Source organism: Candidatus Blastococcus massiliensis AP3 (genome assembly GCF_000582785.1).
Classification (GTDB): Bacteria; Actinomycetota; Actinomycetes; order Mycobacteriales; family Geodermatophilaceae; genus Blastococcus; species Blastococcus massiliensis.
In genome coordinates, this window is record NZ_HG931173.1 from 538,718 (window position 1) to 557,089 (window position 18,372).

The following is an 18,372-nucleotide window of genomic DNA, read 5'->3' on the forward strand; positions in this document are numbered from 1 at the left end:
GACGCGAGGTCGGCAACGGGACGCGACTAACGGCCAAGGCCAGCTGCGCGACAGGACTTGCAGTCCCGATCCTGCTCTTCGCTCAAGCCAGACACCCGCGCCCACCGCGGTTTCAACCTAGACCGGAACGGCGCTAGACATAGAGGCCCATCACGGCCCGATCCGCCCCTTATCGATGCGCCGCGGCGCCGGAGCGTGGCAGAGGTGCTCGCGAATGTCGGGTCGTGATGACGCTGCACAAGCTCACCGCGGGGGACGGATACACGTATCTGACCCGCCAGGTTGCTGCGCACGACGCCACGACCCGCGGGTTCGACAACCTGGGCGACTACTACAGCGAGAAGGGCGAGGCTCCGGGCCTCTGGATGGGACGCGGGCTTGCCACCGTGCCTGATTATCCGGTCGGTGACAGGGTCACCGAGGCCCAGATGGTCGCGCTGTTCGGGGAGGGGCGGCACCCGAACGCCGATCAGATCGAGCGCGACGCGCAGCTGGCCGGCAGGGACCCCCAGCAAGTCGATCGGGCGAGCCGCCTGGGCGCGCCCTACCGCATCCACGAGCAGGCCAACGCGTTCCACCGCCGCTCGGCCGGGGCGTTCCGCGACCACAACACCGCGCTCGGCCTGCCCGCCGACACTCCCGTGGCGGCCGAGGAACGAGCCCGCATCCGCACCGAGCTGGCGTCGACGATGTTCGTCGAGACCTACGGGCGTCCGCCGGCCGACGCCCGCGAACTCTCCGGTCATCTGGCCCGCATCTCCCGGCAGGCGACCACCGCGGTCGCCGGGTACGACCTGACATTCAGCCCGGTCAAGAGCGTCTCCACGCTGTGGGCGATCGCCCCGCCAGAGGTCGCAGCCGTCATCGAGCAGGCGCACGCCGACGCGGTGGCAGACGCCCTGACCTGGTTGGAGGACCACGCCGCCTACACCCGCACAGGCCGCAACGGAGTGGCGCAGGTGGAGGTACGCGGGCTGATCGCGGCGGCGTTCACCCACCGCGACTCACGCGCCGGCGACCCGGATCTGCACACCCACGTGGCCGTCAGCAACAAGGTGCAGACTCGCGACGGGCGGTGGCTGGCTTTGGACGGTCGACTGCTCTACAAGAACAACGTCACAGCCTCCGAGCGGTACAACACCCGCCTGCAGGCCCTGCTCACCGAGCGGCTCGGCGTCTGCTTCGCCGACCGGCCCGGTGCGGATCCGAACAAGCGGCCGGTGCGAGAAATCGTCGGCGTCGACGGTGAGCTCCCCCGCCTCTGGTCGTCGCGGCGGGCCTCGATCGCTAACCGCCGCGCGGTGCTGTCGGCACAGTTCCAGGCCGACCACGGGCGACCGGCGACGCCGAAAGAGGCCGTATTCCTGGCGCAGCGGGCCAACCTCGAGACCCGGCAGCGCAAGCACCAGCCCCGCTCCTACGCCGAGCAGCGCGCCGCCTGGCGCAACGAGGCGCTGGCGGTGCTGGGCGGGGAGACCGGCCTGAGCGACTACCTCCGCGGTGCACTCAGCCCCCGCCGCGGACCCCAGGCGAAGCGCCCGACGCGTAGATGGGTCGACCAGACCGCCGAGCACGTGCTCTCGACGGTGCAGAGCTCGCGCGCGACCTGGCAGGTGAACAACGTGCGCGCCGAGGCCGAGCGGCAGGCCCGCGCCGCCGCGATCCGGCTGACCGACCTCGACCGAGCCATCGACGCCGTCGTCGACAGGGCGCTGTCCCTGTCCACGCCGTTGGGCAGCCGCGAACCGGTGACCGAGCCCGCGGCGCTGCGCCGCTCGGACGGCAGCTCCGTCTACACCGTGGCCGGCTCGACGCTGTACACCTCGACCACGATCCTCGCCGCAGAGCGGGCCATCCTCGCCGCGGCCGGACGCCGCGACGGACGGGTGGTGCCGGCCGCGACCGTCGACGTCGCGCTGCTGGAAGCCACCGCCAACCAGGTCGAGCTCAATCCCGGCCAGGTGCAGCTCGTCCGCGAGCTGGCCACCTCCGGCGCCCGTGTGCAACTGGCACTGGCCCCGGCAGGCACCGGCAAGACCACCGCCCTTCGCGCGCTCGCTGCGGCGTGGCGGGCCGACGGCGGGAACGTGGTCGGCCTTGCTCCCTCGGCAGCTGCGGCGGCGGTGCTGGGTGAGCAAGTCGGCGGCGACACCGACACCCTCGCCAAGCTGATCCACGCACTGGCTACCGGCAACGCCGTCCCGCCCTGGTTCGAGCGCATCGGCCCGGACAGCCTCGTGGTCATCGACGAAGCCGGCATGGCCAGCACTCCCGACCTGGCCCGGGCGATCGCGTTCGTCAACGAGGCAGGCGGGTCGATCCGGCTGATCGGTGACGACCAGCAGCTGGCCGCGATCGGCGCCGGCGGAGTGCTGCGCGACATCGCCGTCACCCACGGTGCCGTCACCCTCTCGCAGGTCCTGCGCTTCACGGACCCCGACACCGGCGCCCCCGACCACGCCGAAGGCGCCGCGTCCCTGGCACTACGCGACGGTGACCCGGCCGCCCTCGCCTACTACATCGACCATGGACGGGTACACGTCGGCGACCTGGCCACGGCCACCGACGACGCCTACACCGCCTGGTCGACCGACCGAGCCGCCGGCCGCGACGCCATCATGCTGGCGCCCACCCGCGAGCTGGTCGCCGAACTGAACAGCCGCGCCCAACGTGACCGCCTCGCCCTGCAGGACGGCCCGGCCGGATCCCAGGTCACCCTCGCCGACTCGTCGCAAGCCTCCGCCGGCGATGCGGTCATCACCCGCCGCAACGAGCGCACCATTGCCATCAGCGCCACCGACTGGGTCAAGAACGGCGACCGGTTCACGGTCACCGACGTCCGCGACACCGGCGCCCTCGACGTCGTCCACCAGCGCACCGGACGGCGCGTCACCCTGCCTGCCGACTACGTCACCGACCACGTGAGCCTCGGCTACGCCACCACCGTGCACGGCGCACAAGGCCTCACCGCCGACACCTGCTACACCGTCGCCACCGGCGAGGAGTCCCGCCAGCTGCTCTACGTCGCCCTGACCCGAGGCCGGCACGCCAACCACCTCTTCCTCACCACCGCCGGCGATGGCGACCCGCACAGCGTGATCACCCGCGACGCGCTGCTGCCGCCCACCGCCGTCGACGTCTTGACTCGCGTGCTGGCTCGCGACGGCGCCCCGACCTCGGCCACCAGCCAGGCTCGCGAACTGACCGATCCCGCCGCTCTGCTCGCTTGCGCCGCAGATCGGTACTACGACTCGCTCAATACCGCCGCGAAGGACCGCCTCGGGCGGAAGGCGCTCGAAGCCATCGACGCCGCCGCCGACGCTGCGATACCGGGCCTGACGACGCAGGCGGCCTACCCCGTCCTGCGCGCACACCTGGCGCTGTGCGCCGTCTCCGGTCGTGACCCCTCCGACGTCCTCCGGCAGGCCCTGGCCTCGGATCGACGTCTGGACGACGCCCGCGATGTGGCCGCGGTCCTGGACTGGCGTATCGACCCCACCGGGCGACACTCACCCGCGACCGGCCCCCTGCCGTGGCTGCCTGGCCTTCCAAAGACGCTCGGCGACGACCTCGAGTGGGGCCCCTACCTCGCCGACTCCGCCGACCAGGTCAGCTCACCGGCCGTCGATGTCGCCGCCCGTGCACGCGCCTGGACCCCCACCAGCGCTCCCGCGTGGGCGCTTCCGCTCATCGACCGCGATCCCCAGCTAGTCGCCGATCTCGCCGTCTGGCGCATCGCCCACGGCGTTGACGACGCCGACCGCCGTCGCACCGGCCCGGCGGTGCCGCGCGCCACTGACGCCCGCGCCCAGCGGGCGCTTGACGACCGCGCCACGCGGCTGCTCGGCGACGGGCGCGCGCTCACCGCGCGCTGGGCGCCGCTCGTCGACAGCATCGACCCACGCATCGCCGGCGACCCCTACTGGCCGGTCCTCGCCGAGCGGCTCGCCGCCGCCGACCGCGCCGGCATCGACATCACCGCGCTCACCCGGGGCGTCGCCGCCGAACGTCCCCTGCCGGACGAGCAGCCCGCCGCCGCGCTGTGGTGGCGACTGTGCGGGCACCTCTCCCCTGCCGCGATGACCGCCACCGACTGCTCCGTCTCCGAGGCGCTGCGCCCGGACTGGATCCCGGTTCTGGCCGACGTCGTCGGCCCCGCAGCCGCCGAGCGGGTGGTCGCCGACCCAGCCTGGCCCGCGCTGGTCGCCGCCGTCACCTCTGCCGGCGACGCCGGCTGGCAGCCCGACCAGGTGCTGTCCACAGCACATGACCTGCTGCCCGCCGGTCATCCCGACGACGACCAACTGCGCCCGGACGAGCTGGCCACCGCCCTGGTGTGGCGCGTCGGCGTGCTCATCGACCCGGCATCCGCCGCACGCCCTCACGCGCCGACGCCGCCGGCCGACCTCGACCAGCTGCCCTCTGCAGATGGAGTTGCCGACGACGACTGGCTGGCCAGTCTTGTCGAACCCGACGACATCGAACTGCTCCACGAGGAGCTCGACGGCGACGACCCAGCCACTGCCGAGCATCCCGTCTCGACAGAACTCAACGATCGAACTGTCGACGCCAGTCGCCCACCCGCAGCCGACAGGGCGGACGAAGAGGGCATCGGATTTGGCAGGGAGCGCCTCCTGCAGCTCAACCATCAAGCAGCCGACTTCTTCACCGCCCGCTACCGCGGTTCCTGGGCACCGGCCTACCTCACCGACCGGCTCGGCACCGATCTGTCGGGAGACGACCGGTTCACCGTCGGCTACGCACCCGATCGCTGGACCGCACTGACCAGCCACCTGCGCCGCCTCGGCGCCACCGACGCCGAGATCGTCGCCGCCGGCCTGGGTAGCTACGCCTCCACCGGACGGGTCATCGACCGCTTCCGCGACCGGCTCGTCTTCGCCATCCGCGACGGCGACGAGGTCCACGGCTGGATCGGCCGCCGCAACCCCGACCACGACCAGGACGGGGACCGCGCCGTCCCCAAGTACCTCAACACCGCTGAGACCGAGCTGTTCACCAAGGGCCACAAGCTGTACGGCCTGACCGAGGGCGCAGCGGCGCTAACCGCCGGCGCCATTCCTGTCCTGGTTGAGGGCCCCTTCGACGCGCTGGCAGTCACCCTGGCCGGCGACAGCGACTACGTCGGCATCGCCCCACTGGGCACCGCCTTCACAGACGCGCAGGCCGAGGCGCTACGCGCATTTCTCGGCGACGGAAAGCCTGGCGTCATCGTCGCCACAGACGCCGACCGGGCCGGACAGCAGGCCGCACAGCGCATCTTCTGGCAGCTCGCCGCCCGTGGCGACGATCCCCGCTCCCTCGACATCCCGACCGGCAAGGACCCCGCCGAGCTGCTGCAGACGACCGGCGCCACCGCTCTGCGTCAGGCCCTCGCGGCCTCCCCCAGCCTGGCCAGCGCGCTCATCGACGGCCACATCGACGCCTACGCCGACCGGCTGGACACCGTCGAAGGCCAGGTGCACGCCGTCCGTCGCGCCGCCGAGGTCATCGCCGTCGTTCCGTCCACCAGTTGGCCGGCGCACCTCACCCACGTGGTGGCCCGCACCGGCATCGCGCCCGACATCGCGCTGTCAGAAGTCTTCGACGCAGCCCGGGGTCGGACGAAGGATGTTCACGCGCCGGCGCGCACAGCGCTGCGCGGCGGAACGCCCACACCTTCTACTGACCCGGGGACGGAGCTCTCCACCTCTGTGACATCTGCAGCGGAGCTAGGGCGAGGGACGCTGACCGACAGCCAGCAGGCGGCCCGGCGTGCTGCTGCCGCAGCACGCCGTTCGCGCGTCTCAGCCCCGCCGAGGCCACCCCGACATTAGAGGGATCGGCTCAGAGCATCAGTCTGCTGTGAGTCGCCTCGGGTAGGAATGTCGGCCCCGCCTGGTACGACTGCAGCCGTGCCACGTCCTCCGCTCACTGACCGCCCGGCATGAGGTTCCTGCGCCGTCGTCCTCACGGCCGCCCTGCTCCGGAGCCGATCCCCGACGACGTCCCGGTCGAGGTTGATCCCGCCCGCCCGTGGGAGGTGCTCAGCTTGGTCAACGAGTGGGTCCGCCATGCAGAGGCCAAGGCGGGCACGATTCTCGCGGCGGCCGGCGTCGTGGCTGGCGTGCTCTACAGCTTGCTCGACAAGCAATCCCAGCCGCCGTGGACCTTGACTGTTCCGGCCGCAGCCTGCGGGCTACTGGCAGCTCTGGCCGGATTCATGTCGATCATCGCGCTGTGGCCTCAGCTGCGGGCACGGGAGGCGCCGACGAGCCTGTTGTATTTCGATCACATCGCGCGGGCTTACAACACCCCGGAGGCGTACGGGCGAGCCTTGCGGGGATTGGTCACCTCCGGCGAAACCGAGTTGCAGCAGGTGGCTCAGCAGGTGTGGGTCAACGCAACGGTCGCTCGACGCAAGTACCTCTGGGCTGGCCGCGCTCTCGTCTTACTCATCGCATCGATCGTCGCCTGCAGCTGGACAGGGACATATCTTGCTCTCAATTCGATTGGACTGATCGGTGGATAGCAACTACAAGACCTACAGCTACACCAACTCGTTCAACCGACTGGACCAGTACCTCGATGCACCGGCAGGCAACTACGAGGAAACCGACTCCCTCCCGAGTCGGGACAAGCTGACGTACGGCAACGGCTACTACGCCAATTGCGCGGCAATGTTCGTCGATCTCCGTGATTCATCGAGCCTGCCGGCTAGCTATAAGAGACCCGTCCTGGCCAAGATTTATCGATCGTTCATCTCTGAGGTCGTCGCAATCATGAACAGCGACCTCGATGCGCGAGAAATCAACATCGTTGGAGACTGCGTCTGGGGGGTCTTCGATACGACCTTGAAGACCGACGTCGACGACCTCTTCTCAAGGGCGGCCGAAGTCAATTCGATGATGAAGGTGCTGCGCTACAAGATGGAGAAGAAGGATTACAAGACTCCAGTCAAGGCGGGCATCGGGCTCTCATACGGCCGCGCGCTCATGATCAAGGCCGGCTACAACGGCAGCGGCATCTCCGATGTCGTCTACATGGGGGACGTGGTCAACCAGGCAGCCAAGCTGGCGGCCCAAGGCTCCAAGGGCTGGAACCAGCCCATTTACGCCGATGGCGTCTTCTACCAGAACCTTAACGAGTACAACCAGGGCTTGCTGAAGCAGATCACCTGGGGCGGCCCCTACTCGGGATGGGTCGTGAATATCGCGATGGAAAACTGGTACACCGAGAACTGCAAGTAGCGCCTAACTACGAGGCGGAGTGGGGATGGCCACACGAGCGAACTCGCGGCAGCTGCGATGGTCCCGTAGTAGAATACCGTGGGTACACGCTGTCGATGTGGATGCGATCAGCCAGAGCAGTCGATAGTCGTACCGTCACAAGCGCCATGGATGGATGGTCCTGGGGTCAGGATGCTTAGGGAGGACCATGCTCCCTCGAGCCAGCTCACGGTGTGAGACGAGTACAGCTGGTACGCCCTGGCGCGCAGCCCCTACGGCCGGCTGGTCAGCAGGTTGGCCACCGTGCTGGTCGCCTGAAGGTGCTGGCCCAGTTGGGCATCGAGACGGGCGGCGAGGCCGAGCATGTCGGCCAGCCGACCAGCGACGTCGGTGGACAGCAGGGGTTCGTGGTGGGCCACGCGGTTGCGCAGTTCGTGCAGGCGGCCCACCGGGCCATCGACATGAAGGGCACGGTCGGTGCCCGGCGGGAAGGCGCGGTGCAGCGCGGGCACCCACAGCGTCTTCTCGTGCGCCGCGGAGCTGAGGTAGCGCCAGAAGCCGAACATGAGCTCGGCGACGATCTTCCCTGGCGGGGCGCCCGTACCGCCCGCGTTGGCGATGGCGTGGCGCAAGCTTTCCCGCGGCCTTTCGTTGACGTCGACGCGGCGTCGTCCGCGCCTGCGATAGACCGGAGCGAAGACGGCGTCTGCAGCCAGCGCCCAGTGCGGAGGCCCGGGCCAGTGAGCGGACAGTGCACCGTCGTAGGCGTTGCGCAGCCCGACCTCCACGTGCGCCAGGTCGTGCATCAGCGCGGCGCTGAGCTGGGCGTTCCACTCATACAGGGCCAGCGCCCGGTCTCGGTCCACGCCTGTGGCGGCAAGGTAGACCGAGAATCGCGGGCTGCTCAGCCAGGCCTCCACCCAGGGACCGGCTGGTGGGAGGCCCGGTGGCGTCGGCATTGTCATCCCGCCCCATCCTGGCGTAGAGTGGCCGTGAAAGCCCCGGTGGACCGCTGACCTTTGGTCATGTCGCCGGGGCTACGTCTTTTCCTGGGCTCCGTCCGCCCTCGCCCTCGCGTTAAGCCGTTGGCGCCTGCGCTGATCGTCCAGGGGAGGCGTCGAGGAAGGCGGTGTAGCGGCTTTCGGCGGGCCAGTCCTGGTGCCGGCCGGTGCGGCAGGTGCTCTCCCCGAGTCGTTGGGCCATGCGGTCACAGAACATCGGGAAGGCGTAGCGGTTCCACTCCTCCATCAGCTGAGGACCCGCGGCGTTCTCTGCTTCCCACCGCAGCACCGCCAGAACGGGCAGCTCCCGGGCGATGTGGGCGTGATGGGACCAGCAGGCCGGGACCATCTGCGCGGGCCGCCACGCGTACTCGTGATTGATCCATGCGACGACGTCGCGACACCAACTCCAGACCGCTGCGCTGAGCTCGCCGCTGCAGCTGGCCGGCTCCCAGGGGCGCTCGAGGTCAGCCACGCCGCCAGCCTCTGCCACTCCCCCGCGAATACTTTGACGCGCGCTTTCCAGGAGCTCCAGCGCACGCAGCAACGCGAAGGGTGGCGCCGGGAACGGCAGGACGATCACCAGGACCGCGTCCCGGAGTGCGGTGCGGCCGGCGGGTCGGCCGGATCGACGTGTCGGCTCGGGACGAGCCGGTGGTCGCGGGCGTAGGCCAGCGCAGCAGCCGTGCGCTGCTCGACGTCGACATCGTCGGCACGGGCACCGTCGACCCGGGCGCGGGCGGCGTCGAGCTCGGTGGCGAGCTGCTGACCGGCCTTGCCGTCGAGGCAGCGCCTCAGCCGGGCGATGATCGGCGGCGCGGTGCCTGCGACGACGAGAGCGTGCCGCTCAGGGATGCGACGGATGTCGCCGGGGCGCAGCACCCGCACGTCTTCACCCGAGCGGGACGTGCCGATGCCGCCGGGCCCGTCGGTGACGGTCCGCCGGCTGATCCGCACATCGTCGAGCAGGTCGGACAGTTCCCGGTAGAAGTGGACGTCCTTGCCGCCGCCGAAGATGACGAGGTTGTTGGTGAGCCCGAACAGCGAGCGGGCCTCGTCCTCGCCGTAGGAGACGACCATCTGTTTCCAGGTCTGGGCGGCGTAGATGAACGACAGACCGAGCGCGCGCTCGTTCGCCATCCGCACCCGCAAGGTCGGCAGCGGCGTGGTGGACGGCAGTTCGTCGAGACACGCCAGGAAGGACGGCGTCAGCCGCCCGTGCGGCGAGGTGGTGGCGACGTGCAGGGCGGTGTCGAGGACGTGCTCGGCGACCGCGGTCATCAGCGGTGCCGCCGAGGCGTAGGGGTCCTCCCGGCCGAGTAGGTACACCGTTCCCTGCCGGGCGATCAGGTCGGCCAGATCGGTCGTCGGCCGCCCGCGCGAAGGCACACAGCGAGCCCTGATGTCCGGCTGGAAGAACAGCGCCATCGCTTGCTGGACCGTGGTCACCGTGTTGCCAACGGTGTCCGGGCTGCCGTGTAGGGCGCCGATCAGCAGCCCGTCCCAGAACCGAGCTGCGTGCGGATGCTGCTGCAGGATCTCAGCGGGCTGCTCGGCGGCGACCGGGTTGGCGACCCACTCCAGGACGTGCTCCAGGGTGCGGCCGGTGAGTGCCGCCGCGTGCAGGAATCCCTGCAGAACCTTGGCTGTCTCCGCGGCGTAGAACCGGGCGGCGTTGTCCTGCCGGCCTCCGGTGACCGCGCCGGCGACGGTGCCGGCGGCGAACGCCTTGGCTCGTCGCTCGGCGATCCGAGGATCGACGCAGCCGGCGACCGGATCCCACACCAGCTCCGGCAGCCCCGGGGCAGCGCCGAAAGGATCCAGGACCGCGACCGGGCGCGACGGCTCGTGGGGGCCAGAAGGCCGCTGCCGCCGCCCGGCGGTCAGCAGCAGGTCGTCGACCTTGGTCAGCGTCGCCAGCCCGGCGCCGCGGTGGGCCAGGAGGGCGGGAGCGAGCAGGTCAAGGGTCTTGCCGGAACCCTGCTCGCCGTAGACGCCGGTGGTGCGGTCGAACCGGCACCACAGTTCCACCCCGTGCGGCTGGACGGAGCGGCCCAGCCGCCAGCCGACGTCGTTCGGGTCGAACCCTGATCTGAGCATCCGACTCCCCTTTCAGCGTCCCCGGCTGGGCCCGGGCCGCTGGGCTCGCGCCGCCTGCAGCTGCTGGTGGGCCTGCTGAATGGCCACGCCGAGCGCGACCGGCGTCTGCGGGTCGTCCAGCAGCGCTCGATTTGCAGCCCAGGCCCGGCGCGGGAAGCCGGCCGTCGTGCGGGCGTCCGGACCGGCTGCCCGGTCGGCGACGGCGAGGGAGAGCAGTCGGGCGTTGTGCAGAGCGCCGGCGACCGGTTGCAGGTCGGTGGCGTTGACGCGGACCAGCCCGCCGGGCTGATATCCGCGCAGGTAAGCGGCCACCCGCTCGTCCCGCGGAGGTACGTCGCGGGCGTAGGCAATCAGGGATCCGTTGTCGGCCCAGGATCGGACGGTGCGGTACAGCAGCTGCGTGGCGAGAGTGGGCAGGTGCTGGGCTGCGGACGTGACCGATGCGCGCAGGGACGCCGTCCAGGTGGCCGGGTCAGGTTCGGCAGAGCGGAGAGCGGCATGGAGTCGACCGGCTGCGGTGACGCCGGATGGTGCGTGCTGGTGGAAGTGGCGGCTGCCGTCGTCGTACGGACGCAGGGATGCTCGGACGGCACGCCAGGCGTCGGCCGCCGTCGTCTGACCTGCGAGTGGTGGCGCGTCGGTGGAGCCGAGGCGCTCCGCGGCTGAGCTGAGTGTCTGGGCGGCGATTGTGTAGGCCAGGACCTCGGTGACCGACGGCGGATCATTGGCGCGGGCCGTGGCCTGGAGAAGGACGCCGATGGCGTCGGGGACCACGCGTGCCGGATCCGCGGACGTAACGACCGCGGGTCCTGGAACGGGGCGGTCGAGGATGGCGACGTCGGCACGCGTCGGCGGTTGCAGCGCGGCTGACTGCTGGACCAGAGCCGCCTGGCGCTCAACCTCGGCGTGCCACTGCGTCGCCGGACCGGCAGGCAGGCGGTGGGCGACCACCTCGGCCAGCGGCGTCACTGTCTCGGCCACGGCGGTGGCGACGGCCCACCGGCTGGTCACGGAGGTGTGGTCGTACAGGACGCCGACGGTGTCGGCGGCGGCCGCCGCTAACCGGGTCAACGCCGACTCGGTCGCTGGAGCACGGACGCCGAGCTCGGTGCAGGCGACAGCCAGGGCGGCGACCTGCTGTTCCCGGCGGTCGCCGGCGAATGGGGAGACGCCGTCGTGGCGCAGGTGAGCCAACGCCCGGCCCAAGTGGCCCAACGCGGTGCCTGCATCGGCGCGCGCGGCTGCGCTGTCGTCCGTGGTCCGCGCTGTGTCGGCGAGGGCGTCGAGCAGCTGCCCGAGCGAGGTAGCCATCAGCGTGGCGCACGCAGCGCTCGGTGGCCGTGCTGAGCGGCGGCGAGGACGTCGGGGTGCGCGAAATCAGCGGCAGGCAAATTGCCGAGGATGCGCAGCGCCTGCTCGACGAGCCGGTCGGGGTCGATGGCGTCGTCCGTCGCGGGCACGGGGGCGCTGGGCGCGCGGAGGGCGGTGGCGGCGGCAAGGCAGTGCAGCTGCGCCGTCGGCCCTGCCTGGTCGTTGCGGGAAGCGGCGGCGAACAGTGCCGCAGCCTCGGCGCGGGCGGCCAGTAGGTCGGAGTTCTGGCTGTCGTCGGTCGAGCTCATCGCGGGTTCTCCTTCACGGTGCGGACGGGTGATGCCTGGGTCGACGGTGCTGGGAGGTCGGTCGGGAACTGGGGCTCTGGGCGGATCTGTGGGTACGACCGCGGATCGCGCCGCCGCCTGTGGACAGGAATCGATGAAGGCGTCCTTGTCTGCCTCTCGACGGGTAGCGGTCCGGGCGGATGACCGCTCGCCCGGCGCGAAGCTGGCGCAACCCCAGGGCTTGCTCGGCCTCCCTGCGGGTGGCCATGCCGCCGCGGGCGTCGCCCGGGCGTCGGTAGCGGGTGACCAGGGCAGCGGTGATGACCGCGGCGGTCAGCAGGACGAGCTCGGCGGCGGCAACGCACGCGTACACCGGGATGGGCGCCGCGACCTGACCCAGTTGGTCGGGCGGCAGGCCGCGGCCCGGTTTCCCCTCCAGCAGTCCGCCGAGGACGCGGGTGATCGTCTCGGTGCCCCGCGGCCACACCCAGCCACCGCCCCACAACGCCGAGGCGAGCCCGAGGCCGAGCAGGGCCGTCAGCGCGACAGCGATCAGGGCGCCGCCGGCCGCGGCGACGGCCAGTTCCCATCCCCGGGCGATCGGCTGCGGATCGCGACGCCGGAAGGGCGTGGTCACGCGGCGACCCTGGGTCGGTGATGGATGTCCACGTCTTGATTCCCTCTCTGCCGGTCAGCCCGCGACGGTGGCGGCGTGCAGGTCGACGCCGCGGTCGGCCAGCCACGGCACGGGATCGACGGACGCGCCGTCGAGGCGGACCTCGAGGTGCAGGTGGACGCCCGTGCTGTTGCCGGTGGACCCCTGGAAACCGAGCAGCGCCCCGGCGCTGACGCGCTGCCCGGCCGTAGCGGTGTAGGCCGATAGGTGCGCGTAGCGGGTGGTCACCCCGCCGCCGTGGTCGAGTTCGACGAGGTTCCCGTAGCCGGCCAGGCTCAGGCTTCCGTCGCGGTCGCAGTAGGCGCTGGTGCACGCGGCGGTGACGACGGTGCCGTCGGCTGCGGCGTAGACCGGGGTGTCGCGGGGTCCGGCGATGTCGACCCCGGCGTGCAGGGCGCCGCCACGGGGCCCGTAGCCGGAGGTGACGCTGCCGGCGGTGGGGCGGATCCACGACCCGGCAGGCACCGGCAGGTCCGGGCAGACGCCGGCCACCGTGCCGCCCGGGTCGGCCGCGGTGGCCTGGGCGGCCGGCCACAGCATGGCGGTCAGCTCGCGGGCGAGCTGCGCCCAGCGAGCGTAGGCGTCGCCGGCAGCCGAGATCTGCACGGCCTGTGCGGCCTGAGTGAGCGGGACGGTCTGCCAGTCGGGCACCTCGACCAGCCGACGGTAGAAGGCCTCGGCGGCGTAGACGGGGTCCATCAGCTCGGCGACGGTGCCCCAGCCGGCGAGCCACCGCTGCTGAAAGGTGTTGACGCTGTCGTGGTCGGAGCCGAGCCCGTCGTGCGGGTACTGCAGGCTGGTGGCGGTCACCGCGGCCTGCTCGCCGGTGAGTTCGTGGCTGCTGCCGTCGTTGGCCAGCATCCGGATGCGGGACTCCTGGTAGGCCGTGGCCAGCGCCACCGTGGCCGCGTAGGCATCGAGCCCGCGGGCCGCAGCGACGTCCGCGATGGTTCGCGCGTGGCCCATCTGGACGGCGTCCAACTCGATGCCGGCGACGGTGGCGCCGGTGCCGCCGATCGAGCAGGCCGCCGACGCCGCCGCCGTCGACGCCGCCGGAGCGGCGAGAACCGCGAGAGGGATCAGCAGCAGCGTCAGTACGCAGAACATCGGGACGGCGACGGGAGCGGCGGCCTTCCACAGCCACCGCTTCGCGTACGCCCGCGCCAGTCCTGCCGCCGTCCCGCTCATGCCGGAGGTCCTGTGAGGGCGTCGTTGGTGTCGGTCAGGGCCAGCTCGGGCGCCGTGAGGACGGTCTGCACCTTGAAGGCCCGGTCGCCGACCAGCCACAGGGCACGGCCCTTGCCGGCGATCGCCCAGCCGGTGACCACCCGCTGGGCGATCGGGGCCAGCCCGAGCATGCTGCCGAGCTCGTCGGCGACGGCCTGGTCCTGGCCGTGCAGCACCTTGACGTCGCACAGGTGCAGCAGGTCGCGGGCGATGGCCACCGCCTGGGAGGAGGCGTCGCCGGCGGTGAGCATGTCCGAGGGCTTGTGCGCCAGCAGGATCTGCACGTCGGCGTCGCGGCGGGACAGCCGCAGGTTGGCGTCCAGGCTCTTCATCGCCTCGGCGCCCAGGCGCATCTGCCGCCACGTCTCGTCGCGGACGACGATGCGCAGGTCACCTGGGTCGGCGATCTCCCGCATCGCCTGTCCCCAGGAGTTCAGGCAGGTCAACGCGATGCCGACGGCCTGGTCACCGAGCGGCTCCAGGCGGGACAGCGACAGCGACTGGATCGGCGCGCGCCAGTCGACCTGGATCGACGTGTGGTCGTCGAACAACCCGGTCAACGAGCCCTTGACGAGGGAGCCGAGAGCATCGCGCAGGGTTCGCGTGGCGTCGAGAAAATGCCGCCGGTCGGCGTAGCGGCAGCAGACGACGAGTTCGTCCGTGGGCTCGTCCAGGGCTTGCCACAACTGCGGGATGGTGGGCTCGGTCAGCCGGGTGGCTCCGCTGCGGTAGCCGGTGAGCAGTCGCAGCGCCTCGCCGACGTCGGTCTCCTCCACGGGGCCGAAAGGGACGTTCTGCGAGCCGACGAGGCCGCGGATCAGCACCAGCCAGCGGGCGAACATGATGGCCTCGCGGCGGCGGGCCTCGGCGGCGCCGAGATGCTCCCAGCCGTGGCCGAGCGGGCCGAAGGCCAGTGGGTTGACCCGGGCGGAGAGTCCGTGACCGATGACGAACGGCTCCACGCCCAGCGCGCGGCACAGCGGCTCGTACTCGTCCTTGGTGTCGCCGAGGACGAGGGTGCGGTAGCCGTAGGCCAGCATGCGCAACGCGAAGGCCTTGACGGTGGCGGACTTGCCGCGGCCGGGCTTACCGAAGACCACGACGTTCGGGTTGGTGACCGGGATGTCGTCGTCGGTGACCCAGCCGACCGGATCGCAGTAGAACGCCCCGCCCGACAGCAGGTCGATGCCCATCTGGGCGCCCGTAGGCGGTAGCCCGCTGCTGGCGATCAACGGCCACACCACCGGCGTCTGCTCCGACGTCATTCGCCACACCGACAGCGGCGCCGGTGTCGCCGCCCGGCCGCGGCCCCGCCCACGCGGCCCACGGCGGGGCACCAACTCGATGAACGGCCCGCGCTCTCGTCGCCCCGCCTCCACGGCGGGGACGACGGGGAGCCGGTGACCGAAGTCGTCGAGCAGGACGGCGACGTCCCGGCCCCGGCGAGAGCCGCGGCGGTTCATCGTCGTCCCCTGCGATCGGGCAGCCCGACGCCGAGGGGAATGGCGGCGGCGGCGAAGCCGGAGTCCTGCGCCAGGTCCAGCCGCAACGGCACGAAGCCGGCGGCACGGATGGACGCGGCGAGCCGGCGGCCGTGCTCGTCCACCGGCCAGGACGCCGGGACGGTGACACAGGCTGCGACGGCCGGGCGGACCAGCGCACGCCCGGCGGCCAGCTTCTCGTCGGCGGCACCGATGCGCTCGGTGTCGCGCCGCTGTCGGGCCCGCTGCCGAAAGCCCATGCGGGCGCGCAGCTCGTTGCCGGTGGTGGCACTCATGTCCTCCCGCCCGACCAGCCGGGTGGCCCGGTCCAGCGGCAGCGGGGCGAGGAACACCGTCAGACAGCGCCGCTCCCCCGCCGTCGTCGGCACCAGCACCGGGGCCAGTGCGCCGAGCACCGCGCCGGAGTCGGGCAGCAGGATCGTGTCGGTGACCGACGCCCACGCGTCGTGCACGTAGTGCCGCACCTCGGCGCGAGCCTGGGTGGGTCCGGCGGCGGCCATCGGCACCCCGGTCGCCATGTCCGGGTTCTGAGCTGCGGCGAGGTCTGCGGCGATCATCTGGCCCCGGTCGCCGGGGGCGAAGCCGGTGCGGACCGCGCCAGCGAGTGCTGCTGAGTCCAGCCAGGTCACCGCGGTGCAGCCGACCGGGCCACGCAACGCACTCTCGACCTCGGCCATCACCCCGTGCAGCACCCGGGCGCGGCCGTCCACCCCGCCGCCGGACTCCTTCGCGGCACGGCCGATCCGTCCCTCGCCGACGACGACGGTCACGAAGGCCTCGGTACGCACCGCGGCCGCGGTGAGCGTGGCACCAAGCAGCGCATTCACCCGGACGGCCAGAGGGGCGGCGTCGGACCGGGTGCGGGCTCGTTCCCACGCGGCGCGCTCGGCCCCGTCGTCAGGCACCGTGCGCACCTGCAGGGCCAGCACGTCGATCAGTTCGGTGCGCGCGGCGATCTCGCACAGCTCGGCCAGGCCGGCGCCCATCCGGTCCCGCTCGCCCGGCTCGGCCAGGCCGATGCCGGGATGGTCGATCCGCGCCACGGCCGCCCACGTGCGCGCCGCGGAGTTCTGCACGATGACTGGACGGGTGAACAGCTGCCCGTAGGGCGGTCCGTCGTGAGTGCGGATGCCGGCGAGCACTCCGGGCAGGTCCGCCTCGGACAGGTCCTCGGCCGTCCCGGACGCGGCCCGGGAGCCGAACAACGTCCAGCCCGTCGCACCTCCGATCGCGTGCAGGCAGAGATCGGCAACCCAACGGCCCGCGGCCCGTCCTCGGATGGAAACCAGCAGCACGGTGGCCAGCAGCGCCCACACCGGCAGCCAGATGGCGAACAGCACCCATGCCTGCCCATTCAGGGCCAGCAGCGCCGGTACGCCCGCGAGCGTGACGAGGGCCAGCTGGGCACCGGTCATCCCGAGGAACCAGCCTGAGACGTCGCGGGAGTAGTCGCCGTAGCGAACGGCGTTCATCGGGCGTCGTCCTGGTGAGGACCGCTCGGACCATCCTCGCCGGGCCGGTCTGGTGCCATGCCATCGAGGCGTTCGACGGGCCAGCTCGCCGGAGGGCCGTCCTCGAGGTGCTGGCCCCGCCCGTTCTCGGTCCGTCTCGTCGGCATTGTTCCGCCGTCGTCAGGACGATGGCCACTGCCCTGCCCGCCGCCGGTCGCCGCCCCTCCGGCGGCGCCGTTGGCGCGCGCCGCCACCCGGGCGGGCAGCGGCTGCCCGTAGTAGGGGTGGGTGTGCCCGACTCCGGCGCCCGACAGCACGTCGGACGCCGAGGCGGCCACCCCCGCGGCCAGTCGGCCGGCCGTGGAGGTGCCGGTGGTCAGCGCACGCAGCGCGCCTGCGAAGCGGCCGCTGGTCGCCGCGTCTGCGGTCGACTCGCCCTGCGCGCGGTCACCGGCCTGCTGCGCCGCGGCGCCTGAGGCAGCCACCCCACCGGATGCGGCACCCGCCGCCGCGGTGGCCACGGCCGCTTGCCCGCCACCAGCCTTCTGCAGCGCGCCCATCACTCCGCCGGACGCGGCCAGCGAGGAGCGCAGCGCCGCACCACTCGACGTGCCCGGGTCGACGAAGGCCAGCAGCCGGAACAGCGCCAGCGGACAGATGGCGCCGAGCAGGATCAGCAGGCAGCCCACCACCGCCATCCCGACCGCGGCCTCGGTGCTGGTCTCCTCGGCCCCGGTGACGATGCCCTCCGTAATGGTCACTCCCACGCCGAGCACGAGCACGGCCACCGGGGCGACCAGCAGCGCGGCCAGGAACCAGCGCAGGCTGCGCCAGAACCAGGTGCTCGAGGACTGCGCGAGCAGGCCGCCGGCCGAGATGGCCGAGGTCGCCGCCAGCACGATCAGCGCCGCCTCGCGGACCAGCATCACCAGCAGGTAGCCGACGCTGGCGGGCACCAGCAGGAAGATCGAACTGACCCCGAGCACCGTGGCGACCGTCCCGTCGACCAGGTCGCGGCTCACGCTGATCGACGGGTCGAAGGCGGCCATCGTGTCGATGTCCAGCAAGCTGCGCAGCAGGGCGGTGGTCAGTCCGGAGACGCCGGTGACCAGCAGCGCCGCCACGCCGACATAGCCGGCCCAGACCAGCCCGAACTGCACCAGCCCGATCAGCAGCCGGCCCAGGGTCTGCCCGTCCCGGCGCACCGCTGCCGCGCCCAGCTGCACCATGGCCATCAGCGCGGCCACGGTCGCGCCGATGCCGAAGGTCACCGGGTATACCGCGGCAAGCGGACCGCCGGCGGACAGATCCGGAGTGGCCAGAGCGTCGATGACCGAAAAGGCCAGTCCGAGCAGCCAGAGCCCCGCCTCCCACAGCGACAACATGGCGTTGACCCAGACGTCCTCGACCACCGCGCCGGCTGCTTCACCGACCGCGCAGAACGGATTGATCGGCAGGCACGGCAGCGAGCCGCCCACCCCTGGAACCGCTGGGAAGGCCATCACCGTCTGGTCCGCGGCCGCCGCCGGACCTGTGGACATCAAGCAGATCGCCAGCGCCGAAAGAAGCACCGCTCCCACTCGGGGACACC

The 18,372-nt window shown here is 71.8% G+C and carries 13 protein-coding genes; 3 read left to right on the plus strand and 10 right to left on the minus strand.

Annotation, left to right across the window (positions count from 1 at the left end; genetic code table 11):
* Window positions 1-227 precede the first annotated feature (227 nt).
* From mobF to BN344_RS02645, 3 genes are all read left to right on the plus strand, one after another.
* Window positions 228-5,834, plus strand: a complete 5,607-nt coding sequence (mobF, locus tag BN344_RS02635) for a MobF family relaxase (RefSeq protein WP_231486620.1) — start codon at window positions 228-230, stop codon at window positions 5,832-5,834.
* 110 nt (window positions 5,835-5,944) lie between these two features.
* Complete coding sequence (locus tag BN344_RS02640; protein ID WP_155858730.1) at window positions 5,945-6,529, plus strand: Pycsar system effector family protein; 585 nt, start codon at window positions 5,945-5,947, stop codon at window positions 6,527-6,529.
* Window positions 6,522-7,247 carry an adenylate/guanylate cyclase domain-containing protein gene (locus tag BN344_RS02645; protein ID WP_040336879.1) on the plus strand — a complete coding sequence of 242 codons (726 nt, stop codon included), beginning with the start codon at window positions 6,522-6,524 and terminating at the stop codon, window positions 7,245-7,247. The genes BN344_RS02640 and BN344_RS02645 overlap by 8 nt, the downstream gene beginning before the upstream one ends.
* 251 nt (window positions 7,248-7,498) lie before the next feature.
* On the opposite strand, the gene BN344_RS02650 is transcribed toward BN344_RS02645, so the two are convergent.
* From BN344_RS02650 to BN344_RS02695, 10 genes are all read right to left on the minus strand, one after another.
* A complete protein-coding gene (locus BN344_RS02650; protein ID WP_040336880.1) occupies window positions 7,499-8,146 on the minus strand; it encodes an Abi family protein in 648 nt (215 codons plus the stop codon).
* Window positions 8,147-8,303: 157 nt separating this feature from the next.
* Window positions 8,304-8,810 carry a hypothetical protein gene (locus tag BN344_RS02655; RefSeq protein WP_040336881.1) on the minus strand — a complete coding sequence of 169 codons (507 nt, stop codon included), beginning with the start codon at window positions 8,808-8,810 and terminating at the stop codon, window positions 8,304-8,306.
* Window positions 8,807-10,327, minus strand: a complete 1,521-nt coding sequence (locus BN344_RS02660) for a type IV secretory system conjugative DNA transfer family protein (RefSeq protein WP_040336882.1) — start codon at window positions 10,325-10,327, stop codon at window positions 8,807-8,809. Before BN344_RS02660 ends, BN344_RS02655 begins: the two co-directional genes overlap by 4 nt.
* A 12-nt stretch (window positions 10,328-10,339) precedes the next feature.
* Entirely contained in the window at window positions 10,340-11,638 is a 1,299-nt protein-coding gene (locus BN344_RS02665) for a hypothetical protein (protein WP_040336883.1), read from the minus strand.
* On the minus strand, window positions 11,638-11,946 hold the full coding sequence (locus BN344_RS02670) for a hypothetical protein (protein ID WP_040336884.1): 309 nt from the start codon (window positions 11,944-11,946) through the stop codon (window positions 11,638-11,640). The genes BN344_RS02665 and BN344_RS02670 overlap by 1 nt, the downstream gene beginning before the upstream one ends.
* Before the next feature lie 13 nt (window positions 11,947-11,959).
* A complete protein-coding gene (locus BN344_RS02675; protein ID WP_197022218.1) occupies window positions 11,960-12,562 on the minus strand; it encodes a conjugal transfer protein in 603 nt (200 codons plus the stop codon).
* A 54-nt stretch (window positions 12,563-12,616) separates the two neighbouring features.
* Window positions 12,617-13,789 (minus strand): M23 family metallopeptidase, encoded by a 1,173-nt coding sequence (locus tag BN344_RS02680; protein WP_040336885.1) that lies wholly within the window; start codon window positions 13,787-13,789, stop codon window positions 12,617-12,619.
* Window positions 13,786-15,291, minus strand: coding sequence for an ATP-binding protein (locus tag BN344_RS02685; RefSeq protein WP_040336886.1), 1,506 nt, complete (start codon window positions 15,289-15,291; stop codon window positions 13,786-13,788). The genes BN344_RS02680 and BN344_RS02685 overlap by 4 nt, the downstream gene beginning before the upstream one ends.
* Window positions 15,288-16,802, minus strand: a complete 1,515-nt coding sequence (locus BN344_RS02690) for an SCO6880 family protein (protein WP_040336887.1) — start codon at window positions 16,800-16,802, stop codon at window positions 15,288-15,290. Before BN344_RS02690 ends, BN344_RS02685 begins: the two co-directional genes overlap by 4 nt.
* Window positions 16,799-18,322, minus strand: a complete 1,524-nt coding sequence (locus BN344_RS02695; protein ID WP_231486438.1) for a hypothetical protein — start codon at window positions 18,320-18,322, stop codon at window positions 16,799-16,801. Before BN344_RS02695 ends, BN344_RS02690 begins: the two co-directional genes overlap by 4 nt.
* Window positions 18,323-18,372 lie beyond the last annotated feature (50 nt).